This is a genomic window from Bartonella tribocorum CIP 105476, from assembly GCF_000196435.1.
GTDB lineage: Bacteria > Pseudomonadota > Alphaproteobacteria > Rhizobiales > Rhizobiaceae > Bartonella > Bartonella tribocorum.
Genome location: NC_010161.1, coordinates 1,203,575 through 1,229,994 on the forward strand (window position 1 = coordinate 1,203,575; position 26,420 = coordinate 1,229,994).

Consider the following 26,420-nt stretch of genomic DNA (forward strand, 5'->3'; position numbering starts at 1 on the left):
TGAAAGAAAGATCAAACTATCTTTAGCAGATTTTCTCATTTCATTGAGTATAAAAAACACTGCAAGATTTTTATAAGGTTATTATAGATATAAAATAAAACATATGCTCTTATATGCTAAAGAAATCATATTGTATACATAAAATAATATAAATACTAAACATTATAGACAATTTCTTATTTTAAATCTTTATTATATTATTTATTATTAAATATTAAATATTAAATATGGAATAAAAAATACGATAATGAAAACTTAAGAAATGTTTTTTTATTTTTAATTAATATTTTCTTCTTCCATAAAAAGTACGCTTTTGTTTTTTTAATTTGTTTTTATGGTAGGATGTCGATGAAAATTTGATTGGACGAGGCTCTGTTAAGAGCTCAAAGCTTAAAGCACCAGCAAAAGGTTGTACAGTTATAAGTTTTACTTCTACAATATCACTGAGTTGATAGCCTTTATGGCTATGTTGTCCTACAAGAACATGTCGCGCTTCATCAAAATGATAATAATCATTTTTAAGTGTAGAAATATGGACAAAACCATCTGTATTGAGTTTATCAAGTGAGATAAAAAGACCTGCTTTTGTGACTCCAGAAATGCGGCCTGTAAAAATACGGCCGATTTTATTCGTTAAATAGTGAGCAACAAGCCGATCAATCGTTTCTCTTTCAGCCGTCATTGCACGACGCTCATATAAAGAAATTTGCGTAGCAATTTCTGCAAGGTTTTGTTCTTGTGTATCAGTTAATTGATCATTTCCTAGTTTAAGAGCTTTAATGAGTGCTCGATGAATAATGAGATCAGCATAACGGCGAATTGGTGATGTAAAATGTGTATAGTTTTGCAAATTCAAACCAAAATGGCCACTATTTTTAGGATTGTATTCTGCTTGTGATTGTGAACGCAAAATAACTTGATTGACCAGTTCTTGTTGTTCGGTATGAGCGACCTTTTCTAAAATTTTATTAAGGCGTGCTGATGTTAATTCTGCACTTTTGGAGAGGGATATCCCTAAACTTTGAAGGAAAGTCCGTAATATTTCTTGTTTGGCAAGAGAGGGTTTGTCATGAATACGATAGATGAAGGGCTGATGATGTTTTTTTAATGTTTCAGAAGCTGCAATATTGGCTTGTATCATAAACTCTTCAATCAAACGATGGGCTTCTAAATGTTCTTCACTCACCACATCTTGGATGCATCCACTTTGATCAAGAATAATCTTTTTTTCTGCTATTTCTAATTCTAGCGGTTGTCGACGATCCCGCGCTGCTTCAAGGCATGCATAGGCTTCCCATAAGGGTTGCAAGATATTCTCAAGCAGGGGTGCTCTTTTTTTATGGATATGTCCTTTTCTTGCCAATTGTACTTCTTGATAGGAGAGTTTAGCTCTTACACGCATCATAATACGATGAAAACTATGTTTTTGTTTATTACCGTTTGCATCAAAAATCATACGAACGGCTAAAGCGGGTCTTTCTTTTCCTTCATGCAGAGAACATAAATCATGAGAGAGGCGTTCAGGCAGCATTGGTACAACGGTATCAGGAAAATAAACAGAATTTCCGCGTTTTAATGCTTCTTTATCTAAAGCACTTCCTGTTTTAATATAGTAAGAAACATCTGCAATGGCCACAATAATAATCCAACCACCATTATTTGTAGGGTCCTTATCCTTGCTTGCGTAGACTGCATCATCATGATCTTTGGCATCCGGTGGATCAATCGTAATAAATGGTAATTGTCGCCAATCTTCGCGATTATCCATATTGGCAGCTTTGATATGTTTAACTTGCTCAAGAACGCTTTCAGGAAAAATATAAGGAATTCCTTTTGAGAGAATGGAAATCATTGAAAGTGTTTTCTCACTCTTAATATGCCCTAAAACATTTTTTATTTGCGCACTTTTCAGTCCATAACCAGTATTTTTTTTGATTTCAACTTCAACAAGATCACCTGTTTTAATCTCCATTTCTGGAGATATTTCAACCATGAGTTCATTGGTTTTGCGATCTATAGGATCAAGGCGCCATTGATTATTTTCTAATTTTCGTACAACACCAAATGTGCTCTTTGGGGATAGTTCAATTTTACGAATAATGCGCCCCGTATAAGAGGGATTTTGAGAATTTTTATTTCGAAAAACTTTTACAAGAACATGATCTCCAACGCCAATACTCCCTCCCTTTATGTGACGAAAAGAGTGTATTTCAATATTGGGCTTTGGCGTATCCTCCCATTCAAGAGGTTGTGCAATAAAACTGCCATCTTTATCACGACTGCTAATTTTCACTAAGGCAACAGGAGGTAATTTTCTTTTGTTTATTTCTCTTTTGCGCTGCTTAGATATAAGATTTTGATCTTTTAACGCACATAATATATCTTTAAGCCAGATATGAGAATCGCCTTTTAAGTTAAAAGCTTTGGCGATTTTTCGTTTACTTGATCGATCAGGATTCTCGTTGATAAAGGAAAGAATTTCTTCCTTATTGGGCAATTTTCCTCCCTTGAATGAGGAGAGATATTTTACGTTTTTTTCACCTTTAGCCAAAATTTATGTCTCTTTTGTTTTTGCTTTTGTTTTGGAAGAAGCTCTTTTGGAAATTGCCTTTTTACTCGATGCTTTAGCCGATATAAGTTCTAATGCCTCTGAAAGTGTTACACTAATGGGATCTTTCTCTTTTGGCAATGTTGCATTAATTTTACCCCAATTGACATAAGGACCATAACGCCCATTACGCACAGTGACAGTTCCTCCTTCTGGATGCTCCCCTAATGTTGCCAATGCTGCAGATGTTGTTCTGCTTTGCTTGGTTTTATTTTCTTGTTGTTCTGCCAATACTGTAACAGCACGATTGATACCAATATCAAAAACTTCATCGGCATGAAGAAGGCGCGCAGATTTTCCATTATGACTAAGGTAGGGACCATATCGTCCAATTGTCGCTGTGATCATTTTGCCAGTTTCAGGATGAATGCCAATTTCACGGGGAAGGGATAATAAAGCCAAGGCTCTTTCAAGGGTTATATTTTCTGCCTGCCATTCTTTTGGTAGTCCTGCACGCTTAACTTCTTTGCTTTCACCTCGTTGAATATAGGGACCAAAACGGCCATTGCGAAGAGAAATATCTTTTCCTGTTTCAGGATCAATCCCAAGCATAACCGGTTCGTCATTGCGTACAGCTTCATTTTCTTCTTCTGTATCTGTTGTACCAAGTTGTCGTGTGTATCTGCATTCAGGATAATTGGAACAGCCAACAAAAGCACCATAACGACCGAGTTTTAATGATAATTGCCCATTTTTACAGAGAGGACAGGAACGCACATCACTTCCATCTTCACGCTCAGGAAAGGCGAGAGGTGCTAATGTCACATTTAAAACATCAAGGACATTGGCGATACGGAGTTCTTGGATATTGCTAATAGAGGTATTAAATCCATCCCAAAAATCGCGTAATACATCTTTCCAAGAAAGTTTACCATCAGAGATAAGATCCAGCTTTTCTTCAAGATCTGCTGTAAAACCATATTCTACATAGCGGTTAAAGAAATTTTCAAGAAAGGCTGTAACAATACGCCCTTTAGCATCAGGAATAAGTTTGCGCTTATCAATGACAATATATCCACGATCACACAATGTTGCCAATGTGGAGGCATAAGTTGAAGGACGACCAATTCCTAATTCTTCAAGCTTTTTAATTAATGAAGCTTCAGAATAACGGGAAGGGGGCTCTGTGGTATGTTGTAGAGATTCAACTTTTTCTTTTGTAAGTGCTTCGCCCGTGTTTATTTGTGGTAAACGTGTTGTTTCATTTTCTTCATTATTTTCTTCGTCTCGTTGATCCGTATAGACGGAAATAAATCCGTCAAAACGAACAACAGATCCTGTTGCACGAAGATTTGCACGGTTGTCTCCTTGCTGGGCTTCAATTTCAACGGTTGTACGTTCAATTTCAGCAGAACACATTTGACTGGCAATAGCGCGCTTCCATATCAGTTCATAGAGCTTTGCCTGATCATCGTCGAGAAAATTACGGACTTGGTTGGGGGAGCGTTGAAAATCTGTTGGGCGGATTGCTTCATGTGCTTCCTGGGCATTTTTTGCCTTCGTTGAATAAAAACGTGGTTTTTCAGGAATATAGTCTTTACCAAAAGATTCATGAATAACTTTTCTGGCAGCATCAATGGCTTCTGGCGCTATTTGTACACCATCGGTACGCATATAAGTAATAAGTCCGGCCACTTCACCATTAATTTCAATCCCTTCATAAAGCTTTTGGGCAATTTGCATCGTGCGAGAAGCTGAAAAGCCTAATTTTGAAGAAGCCGCTTGTTGGAGTGTAGAGGTTGTAAACGGAGGAAAAGGATTTCTCTTTGTAGGTTTTGCTTCAACACTGAGTGTATGATATTGAGCCTTCTCCAACATAAGGCGAATTTGATCTGCTTGTTCTTGAGATTGAATATCAAGTTTGCCAATCTTTCTTTGATTAAACATTGTTAGTCTGGCTTGAAAATGATCATTTCGGATGGTTTTTAACTGTGTTGTAATGGACCAATAATCTTCTTTGATAAAATGTTCTATTTCTGATTCACGGTCACAAATAATACGTAAAGCAACCGACTGAACGCGCCCAGCCGAGCGGGCACCAGGGAGTTTACGCCATAAAACAGGTGAAAGTGTAAAACCAACGAGGTAATCGAGAGCACGACGTGCAAGATAAGCATCGACAAGTGATGTATCAATATCACGTGGATTGTTCATGGCATCAAGCACAGACTTTTTAGTGATGGCATTGAAGACAACTCTTTTAATAGGTTTATCTTTTAAAACTTTTTTTTGACGAAGAACATCAAGAATATGCCATGAAATAGCTTCTCCTTCGCGATCAGGGTCTGTTGCTAAGATAAGGCTATCGGCTTCTTTAACAGCTTTTGCTATTTCATTTAAACGTTTAGCAGCCGCAGAATCTATATCCCATTTCATCGAAAAATCTTGATCGGGTAAAACGGAACCATCTTTTGCTGGTAAATCACGAACATGTCCAAATGATGCGACAACTTTGTATTGAGGCCCAAGATATTTATTAATTGTTTTTGCTTTTGCTGGAGATTCAACGATAACGATATTCATAATTTTACCCGAATATTGAAATAAAAAACTTTTTTATAAACGCCTTTCACGTGAATAGCTAATGGCAATTGCTTAAGAACATATAAAAAAAATATTAGCCATATAAAAAACATGAATATTGTACAACTTGTGATTGTTATTATTAAAACGCACCCTATATAGAAATACACGATTTATTTTCCACTGTTATTACAAAAACATACGGCGCAATACTAAGATAACGTCTATTGAGAGGTAGGAGGGGAAATGCTCAAGGATAGAGGATTATGTTTATAAATCATTTGAAAGTTATCCAATATATTACAGACATGTCAAAGCAAATGAATCAGATGGCGCGTCAGGCGCATAGTCCGCTTTTAGCATTGCTTTTGGATATGGTTGCCAAAGAAGGACAAAGCATTATTAATAGTGCGGAGGCTCTTGGAGAAGATCAAGATTCGACAATGACACACAACCACCAGAGTGTCGAATAAGCTTTCCAGCAAGCTCTAGTTCTACCAACAAGAGGTAGAGAGTTGGAAGTGAAACACCTGAGTGGATACTGAGTGTGTCTAAGTCGATTGGCGTTGTTGAAAGAGCAGAGAGGACTGCTGCACGTGCCGCATCATCACCTGTTAAAGAGGGATGAGCGTTTTTTTCGTAGGCTGAATTAAAATTCTCCTTTTCAATTTTTAAAGAGGATGGTTCCTCAAAAAAATTGAGTTGGGAATTTGGAAGCGGTGAAATTAATGGCGTAAGTGTTTCTATGATGTCAGAAGGATGTGTGGTGAGAAGAGCTCCGTCCTTGATAAGGTTGTTTGTGCCAACAGATCTTGGATCAAGTGGAGAACCGGGAATAGCAAAAATCAACCGTCCCATTTCAGCTGCTTGACGTGCGGTAATTAAGGATCCTGAGCGCAGAGCTGCCTCCACAACCAAGAGACCAAGTGATAGAGCTGCAATAATGCGGTTTCTTCTTGGAAAATCGATAGCACGCGGCTTCCAAGAGATGGGCATTTCGCTGATGATGGCTCCACCATTGGCGATAATATCTTCGTACAACTTTTTATTTTCAGGAGGATAGATATGATTAATTCCTCCTGCCATGACTGCAACAGTTCCTGTTTTTAAACTTGCTTGATGCGCAACGCTATCAATTCCACGAGCGAGTCCAGAAATTGTTACAAAGTCTGCTTCTCCGAGAAAATGAGCAAATTGAGCCGTAAGCTTTTTTCCAGCAGCTGAAGCATTCCGAGAGCCTATAATTCCAACCGAAGTTTTTTGAAAAATTAAAACATTACCTTTGACAGCAATAAGTGGCGGACGGGCTTCTGTAACCTTAAGAAAAGCTGGATAATCTGGTTCTCCCATACCGATAAACCGAACACCTAATTTTTCAGCTTCTTGTATTTCTTTTTCTGCATCTTCTAAGCTTGCTATTTTAAGTGATGCAGCCCCCCCTCCTTTTCTACTAAGCTCTGGCAACGCTGCTAGAGCATTTTCTGCTGTTTTATAATAATCAATGAGATTGCGAAAACTAACAGCTCCAATATTTTCACTGCGCAATAACCGTAACCAGCTTAGACGTTGATGATCAGTAAGCAGGATTCCTTTATTTATCTCTGTTTTGCGTCCCAATCTTATTTTCTTCCCCAATGAGTAATCTACTGATATTTGCAGAATGTTTTATGAACACAAATAGGCTCATCGCGATCAGCATACAACAGAAATAAGTATCGGAAAAATAAAAAACAAATATCGGCGTGATCGTAACTGCAACAAGCGCAGATAACGAAGAATAATGCATGAGAAGAAAAATTGCACTCCATACAATAATAAAAATAATTGCAGCAGGCCAATAGACACCTAAGCAAACCCCTAGATAGGTAGCAACACCTTTGCCACCTTTAAATTTAAGCCATACGGGAAAAAGATGTCCTAAGAAAGCAAAAAAACCCGCTAGAGAAATAAGGATACTCTTGTTGAGCGGATCACTAAAGAACTTTATAACGAAGACAACAATAGCTCCTTTCAACATATCACAAAGAAGTGTTAGAGCAGCAACTTTTTTATTTCCTGTTCGTAAAACATTTGTTGCTCCAATATTGCCGGAACCGATTGTTCTGATATCGCCAAGTTTGGCCAATTTCGTAAACAAAAGACCAAATGGAATCGAGCCAATGAGATAAGATATGAGGAAAATAAACCACGGAGTGGACTGAAAAAATATTTCTGTTTCATTCATTAAGAATCTCACTAAGTTTGTTGATCAAGTTTAAAAACGGATTTCCCTTTCACAAAGGTCTGGAACACGCGTCCTTGAAAACGTGCATTATCAAAAGGGGTATTTTTTGAACGTGAATAGAGTTTCTCTGTCGAAACGACCCATGGTTCTTCAAGATCAACCACAATAAGGTCTGCATAAGCACCTTTCTTCAGTGTTCCTGCATTGAGTCCAAAGAGCTTTGCAGGCATCGTTGACAAAAGTTCAGTTATCCGTAGAAGAGATAGACTCTCATCATGATAAAGACGTAAAGCCGCACTTAATAAGGTCTCCATCCCAATAGCGCCCGCTGCTGCATCATTGAATGGTAAATGTTTTGTGTCGATACCCTGAGGATCATGGGAAGAGATAATAACATCTATTGTCCCGTCTTTTATTGCTTCAATCAGTGCTATACGATCTTCTTCTGTACGCAATGGGGGCATGAGGCGAAAAGAAGTTTGATATTGGCCAATGTCATTTTCATTGAGAGATAAATGATTAATCGATACACCAGCTGAAATTTTCTCACTGCGTTGCTTGCCTAAGCGGAGCGCATCAGCAGAGAGTGCTGTTGATATCTGGGCGGCATGATAGCGTGTTTGCGTTAATGCTGCTAAGCGTAAATCCCTTTCAAGGGGGATAACTTCTGCTTCGCAGGGGATGCCAGACAGACCAAGCCAACTAGCGAGTAGTCCTTCATTCATTACGCCTTGTCCTGTAAGATCTTTATCTTGCGTTTCATGGATCAATGGGACATCAAAATCGCGTGCATAAGTCATTGCACGTCGCATAACAGATGAATTTTGAAGTGTTTTTTTTCCTTCACTAAAAGCAACGGCTCCAGCCTCCTTGAGCAAACCAAATTCAGTTATTTCTTGTCCGTTGAAACCTTGTGTAATTGCCGCAACGGGATAAATATTGATCAATGACACTTCTCCTGCTGTGCGCTTAATAAATTGAACGAGAGCAACATTATCAATAACTGGATGCGTGTCTGGCATCATAAGAAAGGAAGTAATACCACCTGCTGCGGCTGCTTGACTTGCAGACGCAATTGTTTCACGATTTTCATTCCCTGGTTCCCCAACAAAAACACGTGCATCAACAAGTCCAGGAAGAATTGCTTTGTTTTGTGCATTAATAACTTCTGCACCTTCAGGGACTCCCTGATTCAAAGCTTCTTTTCCAGCGGCTATAATCTGTCCATTTTCAACAATAACTGTACCAACTTCATCGATTGCGCGTGAAGGATCAATAATACGAGCCTTTTGAAAAACAATTGGTTTTATCATTTTTTTTCTCCATTGATCTTCAAACGTGAATCTAATAAAGCCTCCATAACCGCCATACGCACTGCAATTCCCATTTCTACTTGGGTACGAATCATACTTTGTGGTCCATCGGCTATATCAGATGCAATCTCCACACCACGGTTTATGGGACCAGGATGCAAAATAATGCAATTGTTTTTGGCATAGGTTAAATTTTCTTTATGTAAGCCAAAATAATGAAAATATTCACGCGTGGAGGGAATAAAAGAACCTGTCATTCGTTCATGCTGTAAGCGTAACATCATGATAACATCAGCATCTTTAAGACCATCTTTCATGGTGTTAAAAACCTCAACACTCATATGATTAATTTCGGTGGGTAGGAGTGTTGAAGGGGCAACAGCACGAACACGGGCCCCCAAAGCATTAAGACTAAGGATATTCGAACGTGCAACACGTGAGTGCAAGATATCTCCGCAAATGGCAACCGTTAATCCTTCAATACGACCTTTTGCTCTTTTAATGGTGAGAGCATCTAATAAAGCTTGGGTTGGATGTTCATGAGCACCATCACCTGCATTAATGACACAACAATCAACTTTTTGTGCTAATAAAGCGGCTGCTCCCGCACTGCTATGGCGGAAAACCAGTATATCTGGCTTCATCGCATTAAGTGTTGCGGCTGTATCAAATAATGTTTCCCCTTTTTTTACAGATGAGTTACCGATCGCGACACTTATCACGTCTGCTCCCAACCTTTTACCGGCTAATTCAAAAGAAGATTGTGTTCGTGTAGAGGCTTCAAAAAAGAGATTAATTTGAGTCCGTCCACGCAAAATAGATTTTGTTTTATCAATTTTGTTAGAAAGGATAACGTTTGCTTCTGCACGATCAAGCAATGTATTAAGGTCTTGTACGCTTAGATCTTTAATAGCTAAAAGATGTTTATGAGGGAAAAGTGGAAAAAAATTATCTTGAATCATAGCATTCTTCTTTATCTCTCTCTAAACAGGTTAAACAAGCATTTGTTTGAATATGATAAATGTTTCTTAACTCTAAAAAGACAAATAGTCTATGATATGATGATTTGAATAGTGGAATACACCTATGAGTACTGTCTCTGCGCAAAATGCTCGTCGAAAAAATACATTTCTTAGCGATACACTTATGTTTCGCATAGCCTCTACTTTGCCTAAGTCTTTATTAGCAAGCTTTGAAGAAATAGGGGATTTTGCTGCGAGTCAAGAAGCATGGAATCTTTCTTGCTCAGCGAATCATTATAAGCCTTTACTGCGTTATAACGATAAATGGGGAAAACAGGCAGAAAAATTAGAAATACATTCTTCCTATCAAGACCTTCAACAGTATTCTAGACGTGCAGGGTTGGTTACTTCGCTTTGGGAGAATACGAGCTTAGAAAATGGGGTACGTTATCAAGCGCGTGCGATTCGTTTGGCTTTATCTGCTGGTTTAGAAACAGGGCATTTGAATGAGGTTACTATAACGAGTGCAGCAATTGCTGTCTTAATTAGTGATAGTGAGCTTTTTAAAAAATGGCAAAATGTCCTTTTGTCACGCCAATATGATTCTTCATCACGGCCTATTCATCATAAAAACTCTGCTTCTCTGACATGTGCTTTTGATGACATTGAACAACACACTTTCAATTTTCCAAGCGTTAAGAAAATTTCTTTCGATGAAAATATGCAACGAGATCTGTATCGTTTAAATGTTGTAAAAACTAATGTTATTAATCCTACAGCTGATGGATATCTCGTTAGTGCAGATTTAAATGGTCATTTAAGTTGCTTTTTTGTTCCACGCATACAGGAGAATGGTGCATTTAATGGATTTATATCGATTCGTCATTTAATTCAGCGTTCTGGAGAACTTTTAACACCAGAGGGAGTTGTTGATTTTCAAGGGTGTTATGGCTGGCTTCTGGGAAATGCTGGAGAAGGTCTTAAAGTTATTAAAGATATTGAGACGATGATGCGTTTTGATCAATCTGTCATATCGGCCGGTGTTTTGCGCGCTGCCCTTCAATTTGGCATAGATTTTTTCCGGAAAAAAATGCCAAATCAGCCTTTGCCACCCCTGACAGAACGTATTTTTGCAGATATTGCATTAGATATTGCTGCTTCACAAGCATTGGTTTTGCGTTTAGCGCGAGCATTTGACAATGCAGCAAATGACCGTTCTGAAGCAGCTTTTGCTCGCATTATGACACCTATTATTGCTTATCACGTCAGTCAATTGGTTGTGCCTATTATTGGCGAAATTATTGCACAACTTGGTATTGAAAGTTTTATAGAGAATAATCCATTATCACAAATGTTGCATAATGGGCCTGCACGAACTGTGAGAAATAGTTCTGCTAATCAATTGGTCAAGGATGCCATTCTTATTGCTGAAAAAGCACCGGGATTGTTTCAGAAATTGTTAGAAAAAATTGCTCTTGATATTGGGCCAGCAGGACCAAGAGCCATTGAAATTATTAAGTCTGCAGGTGATATGGCATCAGCAAATGAGGGAGCAGGAAGGTTTTTTGTTGAACAGGTAGCCTATGCCGCCGCTGCCGCGTCATTACATTCTACGGATATAGAACATGTCGCAAATGCCTACATGGAAAGCCGCCTTGGAGGTCAATGGAGATCTTCCTACGGGATGCTCATTGCACGCTATAATGCAGGGCATTTACTCAATGTTCTCTATCCTTCCCTATGAATGGAGATTTTCAATTCTATTGAGAGCACCTTGCAATATAAAAGCGGCAGCTGCCGAATCAATTCTTCTTGCTCTTTTAATCCGTGATACATTCATTTCTAAAAGAGAACGCTCTGCAGCAATCGTTGATAGACGTTCATCCCAAAAAACAAATGGAATTTTTGTATAAGCTTTCATATTGCTCACAAAAGCTCTGGTTGCTTGAACACGAGAGCCGCTACTTCCATTCATATTAAGAGGTAAGCCAATGACAATAACGCCGACATTTTCATGATCAAAAATTTTAATAAGTCTGTGAGCATCTTCTGTAAATTTTTTTCGTTGGAGCACAGGGCGTGGATTTGAAACAGTCAAACCCATATCAGAAATCGCAATTCCGATCGTTTTTGTCCCTAAATCTAAGCCTGCTATCGTTTGTCCAGGCAAAAGATGTGTCATAATTTCATTGATATTAATAACAGTCATAGGGATTATAATACGTTTTTTAATATTTCCAATCTATAGATCTATATTAGATCTATAATTATATTCTTTATTCATCTTATCTAATATCCTTGCGCTTGCAAGCGCAGCCTTGTATAGCCAGATAAAGATCAATAAATAAACAAAAAAATGGAAAGGCGTAAAAAGAATATGTCTGTTGATCAAGAAACCGTCAAGCGGGTTGCACGTTTAGCGCGGATTGCTATCCGCGATAATGAAGTGGAACCTATAACAAAAAAATTCAATGCTATTTTAGGCTTTGTAGAGCAATTGAATGAAGTTGATGTCAGTGAAGTTGAGCCATTAACATCTGTGATACCGATGACTCTACGAATGCGTGAAGATAATGTTACAGATGGTAATAAAGCAGCAGATATTGTCGCCAATGCACCTGTTACAGAAGAAAATTTTTTTCTTGTCTCAAAAATTGTTGAGTAACTTTTTATATTTTTGAAATTTGAGAACCAATATGACTGATTTAACAACCCTCACAATTGCACAAGCGCGTGATGCTCTCATAACGAAAAAGCTCAAAGCAACAGAATTAACGGAAGCTTATTTAAAAGCGATAGAATTGGCTAATCCAACTTTGAATGCTTATGTAACAATAACAGCAGAACAAGCAAGAAAAATGGCTGCTGAATCAGATCGTCGCTTGGCGAAAGGAGAGAGGGGGCTTTTGGAAGGAATTCCCTTGGGGATTAAAGATCTTTTCGCAACTCATGGTGTTCATACTCAAGCCTGTTCAAATATCCTTGATGGATTTAAACCAAACTATGAATCAACTATTACGGCTAATTTATGGCAAGATGGTGCTGTGATGTTAGGAAAACTTAATATGGATGAGTTTGCTATGGGCTCTTCTAATGAGACATCATATTATGGCCCCGTTATTAGTCCATGGAGAAAAAAAGACTCAAATGAAAAACTTGTCCCCGGTGGTTCTTCAGGCGGTTCGGCTGCCGCTGTTGCCGCGCAAATTTGTGCTGGTGCAACAGCAACAGATACAGGTGGCTCAATCCGTCAACCAGCAGCTTTTACTGGGACTGTAGGAATAAAGCCAACCTACGGACGTTGTTCACGATGGGGTGTTGTCGCGTTTGCTTCATCTCTTGATCAAGCTGGACCTATTGCTAGAGATGTTCGTGATTGTGCTATCTTACTCAGATCAATGGCTTCTTTTGATGAAAAAGATTCGACTTCCGTAAATTTACCCGTTCCTGATTATGAAAGTTATCTTGGGAAATCAATCAAGGGAATGAAAATTGGTATTCCAAAAGAATACTACCTAGCTGGAATGTCTCAAGAAATTATTGATCTTTGGCAAAAGGGAATAAATTGGTTAAAAGAAGCAGGCGCTGAAATACGCGATATTTCTTTACCTCATACAAAATACGCTCTACCTTCTTATTATATTATAGCGCCTGCAGAAGCCTCTTCTAATTTAGCGCGTTATGATGGTGTGCGTTTTGGTTTGCGTGTACCTGGAAAAGACATCATTGAGATGTATGAAAATACGCGTTCTGTTGGTTTTGGTGATGAAGTCAAACGGCGTATTCTGATTGGAACGTATGTTCTTTCATCAGGTTATTATGATGCCGGTTATCTAAGAGCTCAAAAAGTAAGAACACTCGTAAAACGTGATTTTGATCAATGTTTTGATTCAGGCGTTGACGCTATTCTTACACCAGCAACACCAACACCTGCTTTTGGTATTGCTGATGAAAAAATAAAAAATGATGCTGTTGCAATGTATCTGAATGATATTTTTACTGTACCCGTGAATATGGCTGGTTTACCAGGAATTTCTGTTCCTGCTGGTCTGTCATCAAATGGTTTACCACTAGGATTGCAATTGATTGGTAAACCTTTTGCTGAAGAAGTCATTTTTCAAATAGCGCACATTATTGAACAAGAAGCAGGTATATTTTGTGCAAAAAAATGGTGGATATAATTATCAAGCTTTAAAAAAGCATTTCTCATCACTGATGAGAAATGCTTTTTTAAAAGGGGAGGGATAAGCTCTGTTTCCTTAATTTATCACTTTTATCCACCAAGATAGGCTTCTTTAACACGGGGATCAGAAAGCATTGCTTTGCCTTCACCATGAAATAAAATATGGCCTACCTCTAGAATATAAGCATAATCAGCTATGGAAAGTGCTGCAAATGCATTTTGTTCAATCAGAAGAACAGTTTTTCCCATATCATTAATTTTTCGGATAATCGAAAAAATTTCCCGAACGAGAAGGGGAGCTAACCCCAACGAGGGTTCATCTAATATAACCATATCAGGATTGCTCATGAGTGCGCGTCCTACAGCGACCATTTGTTGTTCTCCACCTGACATTGTTCCTCCCAACTGTTTTGATCTTTCACGTAGGCGCGGAAAAAGATCAAATATCCATTCAATATCACGAGAAATTCCCTGTTTATCATGACGGATATAAGCGCCTAGATGGAGATTTTCTAAAACAGTAAGATGAGGCATAATACGTCGCCCTTCAGGACTGAGAGCAATCCCTAAACGCAAAATCTCTTCTGGTGACTTTTTAATAATTGATTCGCCATTATAGGTAATTTCTCCATAAACAGAGCGATTAAGTCCTGTAATAGAGCGTACAATACTGCTTTTTCCTGCACCATTGGCTCCAATTAAAGTAACAATACTTCCCTTTTTTATGGACATAGAAAGGTTTTGGACAGCTTTAATAGCACCATAATGAACGTGAAGATTTTTTATTTTAAGAATATCCATAAACATCTCCGCCAAGATAAGCTTCAATAACTTTTGGGTTATTACGAACTTCATCTGGTGTACCATTAGCAATGCAACAGCCATGTTCCATGACCAAAATATGTTGGCAAAGCCCCATAACCACTTTCATATCGTGTTCAATAAGAAGAATTGTAAGATCAAAGTCTTTCTGCACTTTTGCTATGAACTTTCTAAGATCTTCACTTTCTTGTGGATTCATGCCAGCGACAGGTTCATCAAGAAGAAGCAATTTAGGCTTTGTGGCTAACGCGCGTGCAATTTCTAGACGTCGTTGCACACCATAAGGTAAAGCTGTTGCCAATTGATTGGCAAGGTGATCAAGTTGTAGTCGTTCAAGAAGCACCATGGAATTTTTATAAATTTCTCTTTTTTCTTTCATTGCTTTTGAAAAAAAGAGAGCTGAAGAAAACCAAGGATATTTTTGACGGACATGAGCGCCTACCATAACGTTCTGTAAAACCGTTAATCCTGAGAAAAGACGAATATTTTGAAATGTTCGAGCAATATGACGCCTGCAGATAATATAAGGAGGTTCTCCAGAGATTTTTTGTTCATCAAAAAGAATGGTGCCGCTTGTAGGGGCATAAAATCCAGAAATCATATTGAAAACGGTGGTTTTTCCAGCACCATTGGGACCAATTAATCCAGTAATACTTCCTCGTTTAATGGCCATATTAACGTTATTGACAGCAATTAATCCGCCAAAACGCATTACGATCTCATTGAGTGAAAGGAGAGTGTCGTTCATAGCTTTCCCTCAGTATTAGAAAGCTTTTTGCGAATCAAAAAGCTATAAATTCCATTCCATGAGAATTCACGTTGTCCCATCAACCCTTTTCTCCAAAACAAAATAATTACCAGCAATAAAAGAGAAAAAACAACCATGCGAAGTCCTGGTGTTTCTGGAATATGTATAAAACCTAAGTCAAATGGACTTTCAATAATACGAAGCCATTCAAGCATGACTGTAATAATAATGCTCCCAATAATACTTCCTGTAATTGAACCCAGACCACCAGCGACAACAATCATCAAAATATTAAAAGTGAGCAAAAAATTAAACATTTTGGGATCAATGGTTGAAATAAGAGCAGCCATTAACGCTCCACCTATACCTGCAAAAAATGCTCCAACAGTAAAAGAAAAACTACGGTAGAAAAAAGCATTAATTCCCATGGTTTTCGCAGCGATTTCATCATCACGAATAGCACGCAGTACGTTACCAGTATTGCTTCGAAGTAAGAGGACAATAAAGAGAACTGTAAATGCTAACCAACCATAGTTCCACCATAACGTTGCCTCTTGAGGTATTCCTTTGATTCCCAAAGAACCATTTGTAAAAGATGTCGCATTCGTAATGACAATACGGATAATTTCCGCAAAACCTAATGTTGCAATTCCAAGATAATCACCACCAAGACGCAATATTGGCAAAGCAATCAATAAACCGATAATTGCTGCACACAAACCGCTTACAACAACAGCAATAAAAAAGGGAAGTTGTAGATGGGACAATGGTTCAGCGATAGGCTCAAGAATCCACATCATCTCTTTTTGTTCAGGGGAAAGAAGTAAAATTGCACAAATGTAAGCACCAATAGCCATAAAGCCGGCATGTCCAAGGGAAAACATACCTGTAAAGCCGTAAATCAAATTAAGCGAAATTGCCAAGATCGCGTTAATAGCAATTAGATTTATGATACGGAGTGTATAATCATTAAAATGGTTATCCGCATAGAATAAAAAAACTATAAGAACGAAAATACTGATACACGATAAAAAAGTTGTCGTTGACTTTGCCATTAGATTTTCTCCTGACTTTTTTTACCCATTAATCCCGTGGGCAATACCAATAAAATCAGAATCAACAAAATAAAAGCGAAGGCATCACGATATCCAGATAGTGCGGGGAAAAATGCGATGATCATAATTTCAATAAACCCTAATAACAATCCTCCCAACATTGCTCCTGGTATCGAACCAATACCTCCGATAACGGCAGCAATAAAAGCCTTGAGACCAGGAAGAACACCCATATAAGGCTGAATTTGAGGATAACGCAAAGACCACATAATGCCTGCTATAGCGGCAAGTGCTGAACCTATCCCAAATGTAAATGCAATGACTTTATTAACAGAGACCCCCATCAAACGCGTCGTTTCAATATCATGAGAGATTGCACGCATAGCAAGACCAGGTTTCGTTTTATGGATAATCCATAACAGTAAGACAATAAGAATCAATGACACAATAGGAACAATCAAAGACATGGGAGCAATTCTAATGATACCCCCTGATCCTAAATGCCATAAAAATGGTGTTACTAAAAAATCTGGTTGTTTTACACCTTTGGGAACACCACTAAAGAGCACAGTAGCAAGATTTTCAATAAAAAAAGAAACACCGATTGCACCGATAAGTGCCGAAATACGGGGAGCATGGCGTAGAGGTTTATAAGCAAGTTGATCAACAGTAATCCCCACTGCACTTGTAATAAAAATGGAAAAACAAAGAGCTAAAATCCAGATTGGGGTAAAATCTTGTGGGGAAATTTTTAAATAATAAACAAATCCTAACGCAAGAATAAAAAAAACCGCGCCCCAATAAGTTGGAGGGCGCCTTTTAAATCCTACAAAGACTGAATAATAAATCAGAGCAGCAAAAAACAAAAGAAGAAGTGCTGCCCACGCAGGCATAAAGCTAATCGTGGAAAAGAAAACAAAATAGGCCCCCAGCATAAAGATATCACCGTGAGCAAAATTAATCAGTCTCAATATACCGTAGACCATGGTGTAACCAATAGCGATAAGTCCATAAAGAGACCCCAATGCCAGTGCATTAAAAAAATACTGGATGAACATTTCAGTGCTCATCTCTCATCCTTCCACATTTATTAATTTACATAGGATAATAAGAAAGTTTTAAGTTTTTGGTTGAGAAAAAAGATCCTCAACCAATTCTTATATTTTAATAAGTACAATCTTTACATTAAAAAGCAGGTTTAACTTCTTCTAAATAAACACGTTTTCCATCCTGTATTTTAATGATACCAATCGGAATCCTAGGGTTATGATTTTCATCCATCGACATATCACCAAAGGGAGTTTGAAAATCTTTTAATTTGCTCAGTGCAATCGTAATTTTTTCACGATCAGCGCTACCGGCATTTTCAATAGCCTTCATGAACATCATATAACTCGTGTATCCCAAGACTGAATTGATATTTGGCTCTTTGTCAGGGTAGGCTTTTTTCCATTCTTTTGTAAATTCTTGCGCAGCTGCTGACATATTTGGCATATCCTCACTATAGGGAAGTGTTGTATGTAAGAAACCTTCTGCTGCTTTTCCTGCAATTGTAATCGTTTCTGGATTATCCATAGCATCTCCACCCATAATTTGAAACTTCGCTCCTAATTCACGCGCTTGTTTCATGATGATGGCCCCTTCAGAAAAGTAAGATGGAATGAATAAGATATCAGGTTTTTGCGCAATAATTTGTGTGAGAACAGCTGAAAAGTCCTGATCTCCAGAATTATAATTTAAATTTGAGATAACTTCACCACCTAATTTTTTGAAAGCACGCGCAAAATAACTTGCAAGACCAATGGCATAATCGTTGGAAATATCTTTGAGGATAGCAGCTTTTTTTACCTTTAAAACTTGACTTACATAAGTTGCGATTCCTATTCCTTGATAAGAATCAATAAAGCACGCACGAAAGTAATATTTTTTGCCCTGTGTAACAAGGGGACTTGTTGAAGAAGTTGCAATGGTTGGAGTCTTTGCTTTTTCAGATATCTCACCACCTGCTAGTGAGAGCGAAGAACCATAGCTCCCAATGATTCCACTGACCTTTTCGCTTGCTGTTAAACGCATAACAGCATTAGCCGCTTCCACTTTATCAGACTTATTATCAATAATAACAAGTTCCACTTTACGTCCCAAAATTTCTGGAACTTGTTTGTGAGCTAATTCGATACCTCGAATCTCAAGTTGGCCTCCAAAGGCATTTTGACCACTTAATGGAAGATAAACACCAATTTTAATAGGTTCACTCGCATAAACATTTGCTGCAAGTGCCATGAAAATTGTGATTGTCGTAAGGATTTTCTTCAATTGCATTGCGCATTTTCCTTAATTGAATTGTTGTTTTTGCACATTATATTGAACTTCTTCATCATGCAAGTTACACATTAATCAAGTTACACATTAATAGAAATATCATTATGTAAAAAACTTTTTATATGATCTTTTTTGTAGGGCACTCTTTGTAAGATATGTAAAGCGTACAATCAAATAGTTTTATAAATATTCATTAAGAGATACGACAATATGGGGAAATCTTATCTTGGGGCTTGCGTGTTGATGCAAGAGCAATGTTTACTTAAACCTAGAGAATCAATATCGTGCAATTTATAAGCTACAGGATCACGTTATTATGACGAGTAAGGATGCATTAAAGGATTATTCCCTATCTGAGGATAGTATAGGCGCTTGTGGGGAGATTATCGAAATCAGTGGTGTCATTAAGTGGTTTGATGGTAGTAAGGGTTATGGATTTATTGTACCTGATTTACCTCATTTCCCCGATATATTATTGCATGTTACAGTCATGCGAAGGGATGGTTTCCAAACAGCTATGGAGGGCGCTAAAGTTATCTGTGCTGTGGAAAAAACGGAACGAGGGTTAAAGTGTGTTCAGGTGAAATCCATCGATTGTTCTTCAGCGGTTCATCCATCAGAAGTTCCAGCCCGTACTCATGTTGTTGTTACTCCAGAAAGTGGACTAGAACGTGCAATTGTTAAATGGTTTAATCGTGATAAAGGTTTTGGTTTTCTTAGCCGTGGGCAGGGGACAGAAGATATTTTTATTCATATGGAAACGTTGCGCCGTTTTGGTTTAGCAGAGCTTCGTTCGGGACAAGTTGTTCTTGTCCGGTTTGGTAAAGGGGAAAAAGGGTTGATGACAGCGGAAATTTATCCAGATATAGGATTTCCTTTTGCGACACATTAAATTTATTGCTCATTGAATTTTACGCGTGAAACTCAGTGTTTTTCTGTGTCTTTAAAGGGTGGTTATTTTTCTAAATAGCTGCAGAGGTTTTTTAGTTATGGTCTTTGTGAATCTATAGATTAAATGAAAAGTATGCATATTCTGTTGAAAAGAATAAAAGGGGAATAGCTCTCTTGTTTTTTAGTTTTTAAACTCTGATGTTTTTATTTAGAAATAGAATTTTTCTGTTGTGGAGACAAGAATGTTAAAGCCTTTTAAAAAAGGGCATATTGTTTTATTGGCAATACTTTTTATGTTGGAAATGCGCGTTACTATCGCGAAAGAGCCCATAAAGATCCCTGTTCATCCGATTCCTTTAGAAATACAGACAGAGAACGGTACGGTTTCTTATAAAGTAGAGATTGCTTTTACACCCTCTCAAGTAGAAGCTGGTTTAATGTATCGGACTGATTTTCCACGCGATCGTGCAATGCTCTTTAAGCAGCAAGAAAGTTATCAATCGGGAGATGAACAGAAGTTTTTTATGTGGATGGCCAATACACCTTTGCCCTTAGATATGATTTTTTAAAACTCTGAAGGGATTATTGTATCGATTATTGAAAACACTTCTCCATTTTCAACAAAGACCATTTCATCAGGCGTTCCTGCAGCTTTTGCACTTGAGATTAACGCTGGTGAAATTTCTGAAAAACAGATACAAAAAGGGCAACGTGTTATTCATCCTGTCGTTTGTGGAAAGTGCAATAAAAAATGACAGCTGAAGACGTTCGTTTTTTTGAATATGATGGTTTGCGATTTGCTTATCGAGAAGAAGGACAAGGCGCACCTATTTTGTTGATTCATGGTTTTGGATCTTCTGCGCGGGTAAATTGGTATACAACGGGTTGGTTTCGTATTCTCACTGAAGCAGGGTATCGTGTTATTGCTCTTGATAATCGGGGGCATGGAGATTCAGTTAAAAGTTATGATCCTACCTTTTATACACCTCAAGCTATGGCAGGCGATGCAGTAAAACTATTACAGCATTTAGAATTATCTAGAGCCCATGTTATGGGATATTCTATGGGAGCTCGTATTAGTGCTTTTATGGCTCTTTTGCATCCAACATATGTGAACAGCGTTATTTTTGGTGGTTTAGGTATTGGTATGGTAACGGGAGCAGGAAATTGGGAACCTGTTGCTGAGGCTCTTTTAGCAGAAGATCCCTCTAGCATTACCAATACGCGTGGTTTAATGTTCCGTAAATTTGCCGATCAAACGAAAAGTGATAGACGTGCTTTGGCTGCTTGTATAATCACATCAAAACAAGAGTTGACGGCGTCTGAAATTTATAAAATTGGACAACCTGCGCTTGTTGCCGTTGGTTCATTAGATGAGATTGGCGGTGCTGCAGAGCCATTAGCAGCTTTGTTGCCTTGTGGTGAAGCTTTATCAATTCCTAGCCGAGATCATATGCTCGCTGTAGGTGATAAAGTTTATAAAAAAGGTGTTATCGATTTTCTTTCTCGTTATCCTATAAAATAAAAATTTTTTATAAGTTCTAGTATTTACAAAAATATCCAATATTTTTTGCCTATAAACTGAAAATATTATTTAAAAACTTTTCTATTTTGACATAATTCTTTATAAAAATAGACAGAAAAATAAACTCTTATTCGCTTATTTCGTATATTTTTGAAGATGTGTAATTTTTTTAAGGTTAGATAACTATATTTTAAAATGCGTTAAAAAAATTATTTTTGAATAATGAAATAATATTTTTCGCTAAAAAATATCATTTTAAATAAAAAATTATTTTATTTTAGTTTTTTATAGAAATGACAAAATTATAAATCGTTGATTAATTTTTTTCTAAACATGCATCATAAATGCAGATGCTAAAATTGGAGATAAAGTAAAATTATAAAACATATACAGTTTTCTGCTATTTTTTATCTATGCGAATATATTTAATAATGATAGACTCCTTTTATAAAAGTTCTTTATGAAGATATAAAGAAAGATCTGTAAAATATATGTAATATTAAGTCAATATTCAGATTAAGCTTTTTTACTGGCTTTACAGAATCAGAGGAGCGTCTTATTAGCGCGACACGTAATTATTTTAATCGTATCAAAAAACAGGAGAGCATAGTGAATGCTGATGAAATAAAAAAACTTGATAATTATTTAAAAAATACATTCCAAAACTCAGCATTGCAAGTCAGAGCACGGCCTAAAAAAGATGATTCTTGTGAGGTTTATATGGGGGATGAGTTTTTAGGCGTTATTTATCGAGATGAAGATGAAGATGAGCTGTCCTACAATTTCTCAATGGCTATATTGGATATTGATTTAGAAAATTGATTCATCATTCATAGTTGAGCGGATTCTTTTTTCCCCATAAGGTTTATATAAGTTTTAATGCTTTAAAACTTGTATGGTTATGTCGTGCGATAATAAGGTGATCATGGATTGTAATGCCTAATGCATTGGCTGCATCTTTTAGTCTGTATGTCATTGTTATATCTGCATCAGAGGGGGTGGAATCACCAGAGGGATGATTGTGGACTAAGATAAGTCCTGATGCGGATAACTCTAAAGCTCGAGAAATAACTTCACGAGGATAGACAGGGGTATGATCAATGGTTCCAGTTTGTTGTACCTCATCGGCAAGTAAGCCGTTTTTCTTATCAAGAAATAAAATACGAAATTGTTCACGTGTTTCGTGAGCCATAACCGCTTTACAATAAGCTAATACTTTATCCCATGATGAAAAAATATCGCGTTTAAACAACTCTGCACGAGCAAGACGTCCAGCAACATCTGAAATAATTTTTAAATCAATTGCAGTTGCCGGACCACATCCTTGAACCTCTTGAAGTCGATGAATATCAGCGCCTAACACATCAGCTAATGAACCAAAATGTGCTATCAAATTTTTAGCTATAGGTTTTGTGTTTGCGCGAGGTATTGTGCGAAAAAGCAATAATTCAAGATATTCATAATCTTCAATTGCATTTCCTTTTGACTTTAAATAGCGTTTTCGAAGACGCTCACGATGTCCTTGATAATGTTTATCAAGCTGTGTATTTTTCTTAGGTTCTTCACTTTTTCTTTCTGATCCTGAGGTGAGTGGAGTACTTGATGTTAACGCAAAGTGATTACTTTGAATATCTTCTTTTTGATTTAATTTTTTAGCCATAACATCTCTACAATGCATTAAATCTGCGAGTTTGGAATATAAAAAATATTTTTAGGCGATTGTGTAAATATTTCATACCCTTCATTTGTAACACCAATTGTATGTTCATATTGTGCTGTCAAAGAGCGGTCACGGGTAACAGCAGTCCAACCGTCAGATAAAATCTTAACTTGTGGCTTACCAAGATTAATCATCGGTTCAATCGTAAACATCATGCCTTGTTTTAATTCGATTCCTTCTCCAGGATTTCCATAATGGAGAATATTGGGTGCATCATGAAAAAGCTGACCGATACCATGTCCGCAAAAATCTTTCACAATCGAACACCGTTCAGATTCGGCATACTGTTGAATGGCTGCACCAATATCACCTGTTGTTGCTCCAGGTTTAACGACAGAGATTCCTCTCATAAGGCTTTCGTAGGTTATTTGTAAAAGGCGTTCTGCAGCACGTCTGATTTTTCCAACAGGATACATACGGCTTGAATCACCATGCCAACCATCAAGAATGAAGGTCACATCAACATTCACAATATCGCCTTCTTGCAAGGGTCTTTTATTGGGAATACCATGACAGACAACGTGATTGATAGATGTACAGCATGAATGGCTGTATCCATGATAATTTAGATCTGCAGGAAGAGCGCCTTTTTGTGCACCAAAAGTAAATACAAAATCATCAATTTCTTGCGTCGTGACGCCAGGTTTAATCATATCCGTAAGCGCATCAAGGCATTCTGCCGCAATACGACCAACTTCACGCATCTTAGCGAAAGCATAGTCATCAAAAATGCGGATTTTTCCATTAAATTTTAAAGGGGTTTTATTATATTCAATATACTCAGTCATTGTTTCTTCTGTTTTCTATTTTTACTCTCTGAATCGGAAAAATGCCTTCTACACTTATGTGACACTTTATAGCATAACATTCTACTCCTGATTTTAATGCTAAATCAAACTTACGTCCATAGAGTGGATCAAGATCATGACAAATCGTAAAAGCTGTACAATCTTCTCGTTGAATAATATAAAGCATAGCAGCTCGTTTTCCTTGTTGTACGACGTGCATGAGTTCTTCAAGGTGACGGGCACCACGTTTTGTCTCGGTATCGGGAAATTCTGCTAATCCTTTTTGACGGATAAAATGAACATTTTTGACTTCTAGGTAACAATCAGGAAGGTTGTCATCACGTAAAAGAAAATCAATTCGTGATTGTGTCCCATAGCGTTGTTCTTTTAAAATTGTTTTATATCCACTTAATTCTGGTAATAATCCGTTTTGAATTGCTTCTAATACAAGTTTATTGGGTAAAGTGGTATTAATACCAACCAAAGTATTATCGGCTTCAACAATTTCTAATTGATAAGCATATTTTCTCTTGGTGTTTTCATGATATGAAAGCCAAATGTTGGCGTTGGAAGCTGTCAATCCAAGCATTGATCCCGTATTTGGTACCGACACGGTGAAAATATGTTGATCATCTTGTTTAACATCTGCAAGGAAACGTTTATAACGACGGATAAGCTTTGCAGGGAAAAGTTTGGGAATAAAGTGCATATTCCTTTTTTTAGGATTTATGATTTCATAATTCAACTAAGATTATGATTGGTAGGCATTGTTATCTACTAAACAAGATAAAATTAATGTAAAAGACGCTACGATATCTTATATAAATAAATTGTTATAAACTCCATCGTTCACTTTAATGGCTTTGAAAATTTATTATTAAACAGCATTAGAGTACTGTGAAGAAGTTTGCGTTAAAAAAATAGTGGAGAGGGAGATAGTTTAAGTGAAACTAGGTAAGGTTGATGGCTGGAACGAATAAGAATCGCGAAAATTTAACAAACGGTCCCATTATTATTTTAGTTGAACCGCAGCTTCCTGAAAATATTGGTATGGTTGCAAGGGCAATGGCAAATTTTGGGCTTTCTAAGCTTCGGCTCGTCAAACCTCGAGAAACATTTCCGAATGAAAAAGCTAGAGCAGCTGCAAGCAAAGCTGATCATGTCATTAACAACGCCGTGATTTTTGATACATTGCGTGATTCAATTGCAGATTTACACTATGTTTTTGCTACGACAGCACGTGAAAGATGTGGATTTAAAACGGTAAAAAGTGCTGTCGAAGCAGCAAATGTACTCCGTCAGCGTGAAAATATCGGACATAAAACAGGTATTGTCTTTGGAAGGGAGCGATGGGGACTAGAAAATGATGAAATCAGCCTTGTTGATGAAATCATCACTTTTCCAGTTAATCCTGCTTTTGCATCACTTAATATTGCGCAAGCGGTTCTTTTGATGTCTTATGAATGGATGAAAACAGGTCTAGAAAATGTGAGTGATACGGCATTTCGTGCACCAGAGATGGAGCCTGCAAATAAAACAATGTTTCATGGTTTTTTATCTCAATTAGAAGAGGCTTTGGATATCCGTGGGTATTTTAGACCCCGAGAACGAAAAGAGGTTATGCTTGCAAATTTGCGCTCTGTTTTTACGCGCGCCAACTTTAGTGAATCTGAGGTTCGCTTATTGCGGGGCATTATATCTTCATTGGATCATTTTTCTCCACAATATCCACGGGGGAGTAGAGCACCTCAAGAGCGCGATCGTCAAAAAATCAAAAATAAGTGTGAAAACTGATGGATGAACGGCCTGTTCTTTTTTTTGATAGTGGTATTGGTGGCTTAACAGTGTTGAGGGAAGCGCGCGTTCTCATCCCTGAAATACAATTTATTTATGTGGCTGATGATGCAGGTTTTCCTTATGGTAATTGGGAAGAAAACATTTTAAAAGAGCACATTTTAAATATTTTCACAAATCTTTTAACACGCTATAATCCTGCCTTATGTGTGATTGCTTGCAACACTGTTTCTACACTGATGATGGCTGATTTACGACAAAAATTTCCTCATGTCCCTTTCGTAGGAACGGTTCCTGCAATTAAATCTGCTGCTGAACAAACAAAATCTGGTTTTATTTCCGTATTAGCGACTCCTGGAACAGTTAAGCGTGCCTATACAAATGAATTAATTAACTCTTTTGCTGGACAGTGTCATGTTCAGCTTGTAGGAAGTGAAAAGCTTGCTGGATTTGCTGAAGATCATTTACGGGGAAAAACTATCGATTCAGAAGCGTTAAGAAAAGAAATCCTACCATGTTTTGTGAAAAAAAATGGCAAATGTACGGATGTTATTGTTTTAGCCTGCACGCATTATCCTTTTTTGATTAATTTCTTTCGTGAACAAGCTTTATGGTCCGTTGAATGGATTGATCCAGCAAAAGCGATCGCCAAACATATTAGATCATTATTGCCCTTGTCTGAAAAAATACATCAGAAACCCATAAAGAAATATCAAGATTTTGCATTGCTGACGTCGAAAAATATCACTGCTTCAACGGAACATTTGTTAAAAGGATTTGGCTTAAAACTTATGAAAAGAGTTGACTTTAGAATACGAGATCAATAAAGATGCTCTAGCTTTTTCTTTCAAGAAAATGGCAGTAATTGACGTGTCCCGTGGATAACTTTGCATATTGGTATGTTAAGCTATTCTGTCAGTCTTTTTGTATTTAAAGGCAGAGGAG

At 37.4% G+C, this 26,420-nt stretch carries 24 protein-coding genes and 1 pseudogene; 10 read left to right on the forward strand and 15 right to left on the reverse strand.

All coding sequences use genetic code 11. The features are described 5' to 3' along the window. Positions 1–280: 280 nt before the first annotated feature. Entirely contained in the window at positions 281–2,551 is a 2,271-nt protein-coding gene (gene rnr, locus BTR_RS05370; protein ID WP_012231709.1) for a ribonuclease R, read from the reverse strand. A 3-nt stretch (positions 2,552–2,554) separates the two neighbouring features. Next, positions 2,555–5,131: a type I DNA topoisomerase gene (gene topA, locus BTR_RS05375; protein ID WP_012231710.1), complete on the reverse strand. Its 2,577-nt coding sequence runs from the start codon at positions 5,129–5,131 to the stop codon at positions 2,555–2,557. A gap of 266 nt (positions 5,132–5,397) precedes the next feature. Here topA and BTR_RS12265 point away from each other — a divergent pair, with 266 nt between their 5' ends. Continuing rightward, positions 5,398–5,604, forward strand: a complete 207-nt coding sequence (locus tag BTR_RS12265) for a hypothetical protein (RefSeq protein ID WP_005773510.1) — start codon at positions 5,398–5,400, stop codon at positions 5,602–5,604. On the opposite strand, the gene dprA is transcribed toward BTR_RS12265, so the two are convergent. From dprA to BTR_RS05395, 4 genes are read right to left on the reverse strand one after another with little or no spacing between them, the layout of a single operon-like run. Continuing rightward, positions 5,534–6,748 carry a DNA-processing protein DprA gene (gene dprA, locus BTR_RS05380; RefSeq protein ID WP_012231711.1) on the reverse strand — a complete coding sequence of 405 codons (1,215 nt, stop codon included), beginning with the start codon at positions 6,746–6,748 and terminating at the stop codon, positions 5,534–5,536. The two genes, BTR_RS12265 and dprA, sit on opposite strands and share 71 nt — an antisense overlap. Continuing rightward, positions 6,723–7,355, reverse strand: coding sequence for a glycerol-3-phosphate 1-O-acyltransferase PlsY (gene plsY / locus BTR_RS05385; protein WP_012231712.1), 633 nt, complete (start codon positions 7,353–7,355; stop codon positions 6,723–6,725). Before plsY ends, dprA begins: the two co-directional genes overlap by 26 nt. Positions 7,356–7,366: 11 nt before the next feature. Further along, positions 7,367–8,668, reverse strand: a complete 1,302-nt coding sequence (locus tag BTR_RS05390; protein WP_012231713.1) for a dihydroorotase — start codon at positions 8,666–8,668, stop codon at positions 7,367–7,369. Beyond that, positions 8,665–9,630 carry an aspartate carbamoyltransferase catalytic subunit gene (locus BTR_RS05395; RefSeq protein WP_012231714.1) on the reverse strand — a complete coding sequence of 322 codons (966 nt, stop codon included), beginning with the start codon at positions 9,628–9,630 and terminating at the stop codon, positions 8,665–8,667. Before BTR_RS05395 ends, BTR_RS05390 begins: the two co-directional genes overlap by 4 nt. A 124-nt stretch (positions 9,631–9,754) precedes the next feature. Here BTR_RS05395 and BTR_RS05400 point away from each other — a divergent pair, with 124 nt between their 5' ends. Further along, the gene (locus tag BTR_RS05400) at positions 9,755–11,374 is read left to right on the forward strand and encodes an acyl-CoA dehydrogenase family protein (RefSeq protein WP_012231715.1); all 1,620 of its coding nucleotides are present in this window, start codon (positions 9,755–9,757) and stop codon (positions 11,372–11,374) included. On the opposite strand, the gene ruvX is transcribed toward BTR_RS05400, so the two are convergent. Then, positions 11,369–11,839, reverse strand: coding sequence for a Holliday junction resolvase RuvX (gene ruvX, locus BTR_RS05405; protein ID WP_012231716.1), 471 nt, complete (start codon positions 11,837–11,839; stop codon positions 11,369–11,371). The two genes, BTR_RS05400 and ruvX, sit on opposite strands and share 6 nt — an antisense overlap. A gap of 168 nt (positions 11,840–12,007) precedes the next feature. Between ruvX and gatC the strand changes: the two genes are divergently transcribed. Continuing rightward, positions 12,008–12,295 (forward strand): Asp-tRNA(Asn)/Glu-tRNA(Gln) amidotransferase subunit GatC, encoded by a 288-nt coding sequence (gene gatC, locus BTR_RS05410; protein ID WP_012231717.1) that lies wholly within the window; start codon positions 12,008–12,010, stop codon positions 12,293–12,295. A gap of 31 nt (positions 12,296–12,326) precedes the next feature. Continuing rightward, positions 12,327–13,811 (forward strand): Asp-tRNA(Asn)/Glu-tRNA(Gln) amidotransferase subunit GatA, encoded by a 1,485-nt coding sequence (gene gatA, locus BTR_RS05415; protein WP_012231718.1) that lies wholly within the window; start codon positions 12,327–12,329, stop codon positions 13,809–13,811. A gap of 92 nt (positions 13,812–13,903) precedes the next feature. Here the strand turns inward: gatA and BTR_RS05420 are convergent, their stop codons facing one another. From BTR_RS05420 to BTR_RS05440, 5 genes are all read right to left on the reverse strand, one after another. Continuing rightward, positions 13,904–14,614, reverse strand: coding sequence for an ABC transporter ATP-binding protein (locus BTR_RS05420; RefSeq protein WP_012231719.1), 711 nt, complete (start codon positions 14,612–14,614; stop codon positions 13,904–13,906). After that, positions 14,601–15,383: an ABC transporter ATP-binding protein gene (locus BTR_RS05425; protein WP_012231720.1), complete on the reverse strand. Its 783-nt coding sequence runs from the start codon at positions 15,381–15,383 to the stop codon at positions 14,601–14,603. The genes BTR_RS05420 and BTR_RS05425 overlap by 14 nt, the downstream gene beginning before the upstream one ends. After that, the gene (locus tag BTR_RS05430) at positions 15,380–16,438 is read right to left on the reverse strand and encodes a branched-chain amino acid ABC transporter permease (RefSeq protein ID WP_012231721.1); all 1,059 of its coding nucleotides are present in this window, start codon (positions 16,436–16,438) and stop codon (positions 15,380–15,382) included. The genes BTR_RS05425 and BTR_RS05430 overlap by 4 nt, the downstream gene beginning before the upstream one ends. Beyond that, on the reverse strand, positions 16,438–17,508 hold the full coding sequence (locus BTR_RS05435) for a branched-chain amino acid ABC transporter permease (RefSeq protein ID WP_012231722.1): 1,071 nt from the start codon (positions 17,506–17,508) through the stop codon (positions 16,438–16,440). Before BTR_RS05435 ends, BTR_RS05430 begins: the two co-directional genes overlap by 1 nt. A gap of 115 nt (positions 17,509–17,623) precedes the next feature. Then, complete coding sequence (locus BTR_RS05440) at positions 17,624–18,757, reverse strand: ABC transporter substrate-binding protein (RefSeq protein WP_012231723.1); 1,134 nt, start codon at positions 18,755–18,757, stop codon at positions 17,624–17,626. Positions 18,758–19,073: 316 nt separating this feature from the next. Between BTR_RS05440 and BTR_RS05445 the strand changes: the two genes are divergently transcribed. The 4 genes and pseudogenes from BTR_RS05445 to BTR_RS05460 all read left to right on the forward strand — a co-directional run bounded on the left by BTR_RS05445 (position 19,074) and on the right by BTR_RS05460 (position 21,995). Continuing rightward, on the forward strand, positions 19,074–19,649 hold the full coding sequence (locus tag BTR_RS05445) for a cold-shock protein (RefSeq protein ID WP_012231724.1): 576 nt from the start codon (positions 19,074–19,076) through the stop codon (positions 19,647–19,649). A 241-nt stretch (positions 19,650–19,890) separates the two neighbouring features. After that, positions 19,891–20,403 (forward strand): annotated as a pseudogene (locus BTR_RS05450) (DUF192 domain-containing protein). Then, positions 20,400–21,173 (forward strand): alpha/beta fold hydrolase, encoded by a 774-nt coding sequence (locus BTR_RS05455; protein ID WP_012231726.1) that lies wholly within the window; start codon positions 20,400–20,402, stop codon positions 21,171–21,173. The pseudogene BTR_RS05450 and the gene BTR_RS05455 overlap by 4 nt, the downstream one beginning before the upstream one ends. Before the next feature lie 609 nt (positions 21,174–21,782). Then, positions 21,783–21,995: a DUF3126 family protein gene (locus BTR_RS05460; protein ID WP_005773530.1), complete on the forward strand. Its 213-nt coding sequence runs from the start codon at positions 21,783–21,785 to the stop codon at positions 21,993–21,995. Between the two features lie 43 nt (positions 21,996–22,038). On the opposite strand, the gene radC is transcribed toward BTR_RS05460, so the two are convergent. From radC to sfsA, 3 genes are read right to left on the reverse strand one after another with little or no spacing between them, the layout of a single operon-like run. After that, positions 22,039–22,833 (reverse strand): RadC family protein, encoded by a 795-nt coding sequence (gene radC / locus BTR_RS05465; protein ID WP_038473569.1) that lies wholly within the window; start codon positions 22,831–22,833, stop codon positions 22,039–22,041. Positions 22,834–22,850: 17 nt separating this feature from the next. Next, the gene (gene map / locus BTR_RS05470) at positions 22,851–23,681 is read right to left on the reverse strand and encodes a type I methionyl aminopeptidase (RefSeq protein ID WP_012231729.1); all 831 of its coding nucleotides are present in this window, start codon (positions 23,679–23,681) and stop codon (positions 22,851–22,853) included. Then, a complete protein-coding gene (gene sfsA, locus BTR_RS05475) occupies positions 23,674–24,390 on the reverse strand; it encodes a DNA/RNA nuclease SfsA (protein ID WP_012231730.1) in 717 nt (238 codons plus the stop codon). Before sfsA ends, map begins: the two co-directional genes overlap by 8 nt. Positions 24,391–24,644: 254 nt before the next feature. On the opposite strand from sfsA, the gene BTR_RS05480 reads away from it, so the two are divergent. Both BTR_RS05480 and murI read left to right on the forward strand, forming a co-directional pair. Next, the gene (locus BTR_RS05480) at positions 24,645–25,475 is read left to right on the forward strand and encodes an RNA methyltransferase (protein ID WP_012231731.1); all 831 of its coding nucleotides are present in this window, start codon (positions 24,645–24,647) and stop codon (positions 25,473–25,475) included. Beyond that, positions 25,475–26,302, forward strand: coding sequence for a glutamate racemase (murI, locus tag BTR_RS05485; RefSeq protein WP_012231732.1), 828 nt, complete (start codon positions 25,475–25,477; stop codon positions 26,300–26,302). Before BTR_RS05480 ends, murI begins: the two co-directional genes overlap by 1 nt. Positions 26,303–26,420: the final 118 nt, after the last annotated feature.

Coding starts and splice junctions, on each gene's coding strand:
- BTR_RS05435 (WP_012231722.1), bottom strand. CDS start 17,508: ATGAGCACTGAAATGTTCATCCAGTATTTTTTTAATGCACTGGCATTG.
- gatC (WP_012231717.1), top strand. CDS start 12,008: ATGTCTGTTGATCAAGAAACCGTCAAGCGGGTTGCACGTTTAGCGCGG.
- gatA (WP_012231718.1), top strand. CDS start 12,327: ATGACTGATTTAACAACCCTCACAATTGCACAAGCGCGTGATGCTCTC.
- BTR_RS05395 (WP_012231714.1), bottom strand. CDS start 9,630: ATGATTCAAGATAATTTTTTTCCACTTTTCCCTCATAAACATCTTTTA.
- radC (WP_038473569.1), bottom strand. CDS start 22,833: ATGGCTAAAAAATTAAATCAAAAAGAAGATATTCAAAGTAATCACTTT.
- BTR_RS05440 (WP_012231723.1), bottom strand. CDS start 18,757: ATGCAATTGAAGAAAATCCTTACGACAATCACAATTTTCATGGCACTT.
- ruvX (WP_012231716.1), bottom strand. CDS start 11,839: ATGACTGTTATTAATATCAATGAAATTATGACACATCTTTTGCCTGGA.
- BTR_RS05430 (WP_012231721.1), bottom strand. CDS start 16,438: ATGGCAAAGTCAACGACAACTTTTTTATCGTGTATCAGTATTTTCGTT.
- BTR_RS05400 (WP_012231715.1), top strand. CDS start 9,755: ATGAGTACTGTCTCTGCGCAAAATGCTCGTCGAAAAAATACATTTCTT.
- BTR_RS05390 (WP_012231713.1), bottom strand. CDS start 8,668: ATGATAAAACCAATTGTTTTTCAAAAGGCTCGTATTATTGATCCTTCA.
- sfsA (WP_012231730.1), bottom strand. CDS start 24,390: ATGCACTTTATTCCCAAACTTTTCCCTGCAAAGCTTATCCGTCGTTAT.
- murI (WP_012231732.1), top strand. CDS start 25,475: ATGGATGAACGGCCTGTTCTTTTTTTTGATAGTGGTATTGGTGGCTTA.
- BTR_RS05420 (WP_012231719.1), bottom strand. CDS start 14,614: ATGGATATTCTTAAAATAAAAAATCTTCACGTTCATTATGGTGCTATT.
- map (WP_012231729.1), bottom strand. CDS start 23,681: ATGACTGAGTATATTGAATATAATAAAACCCCTTTAAAATTTAATGGA.
- BTR_RS05425 (WP_012231720.1), bottom strand. CDS start 15,383: ATGAACGACACTCTCCTTTCACTCAATGAGATCGTAATGCGTTTTGGC.
- BTR_RS05480 (WP_012231731.1), top strand. CDS start 24,645: ATGGCTGGAACGAATAAGAATCGCGAAAATTTAACAAACGGTCCCATT.
- plsY (WP_012231712.1), bottom strand. CDS start 7,355: ATGAATGAAACAGAAATATTTTTTCAGTCCACTCCGTGGTTTATTTTC.
- topA (WP_012231710.1), bottom strand. CDS start 5,131: ATGAATATCGTTATCGTTGAATCTCCAGCAAAAGCAAAAACAATTAAT.
- BTR_RS05455 (WP_012231726.1), top strand. CDS start 20,400: ATGACAGCTGAAGACGTTCGTTTTTTTGAATATGATGGTTTGCGATTT.
- BTR_RS12265 (WP_005773510.1), top strand. CDS start 5,398: ATGTTTATAAATCATTTGAAAGTTATCCAATATATTACAGACATGTCA.
- BTR_RS05445 (WP_012231724.1), top strand. CDS start 19,074: ATGACGAGTAAGGATGCATTAAAGGATTATTCCCTATCTGAGGATAGT.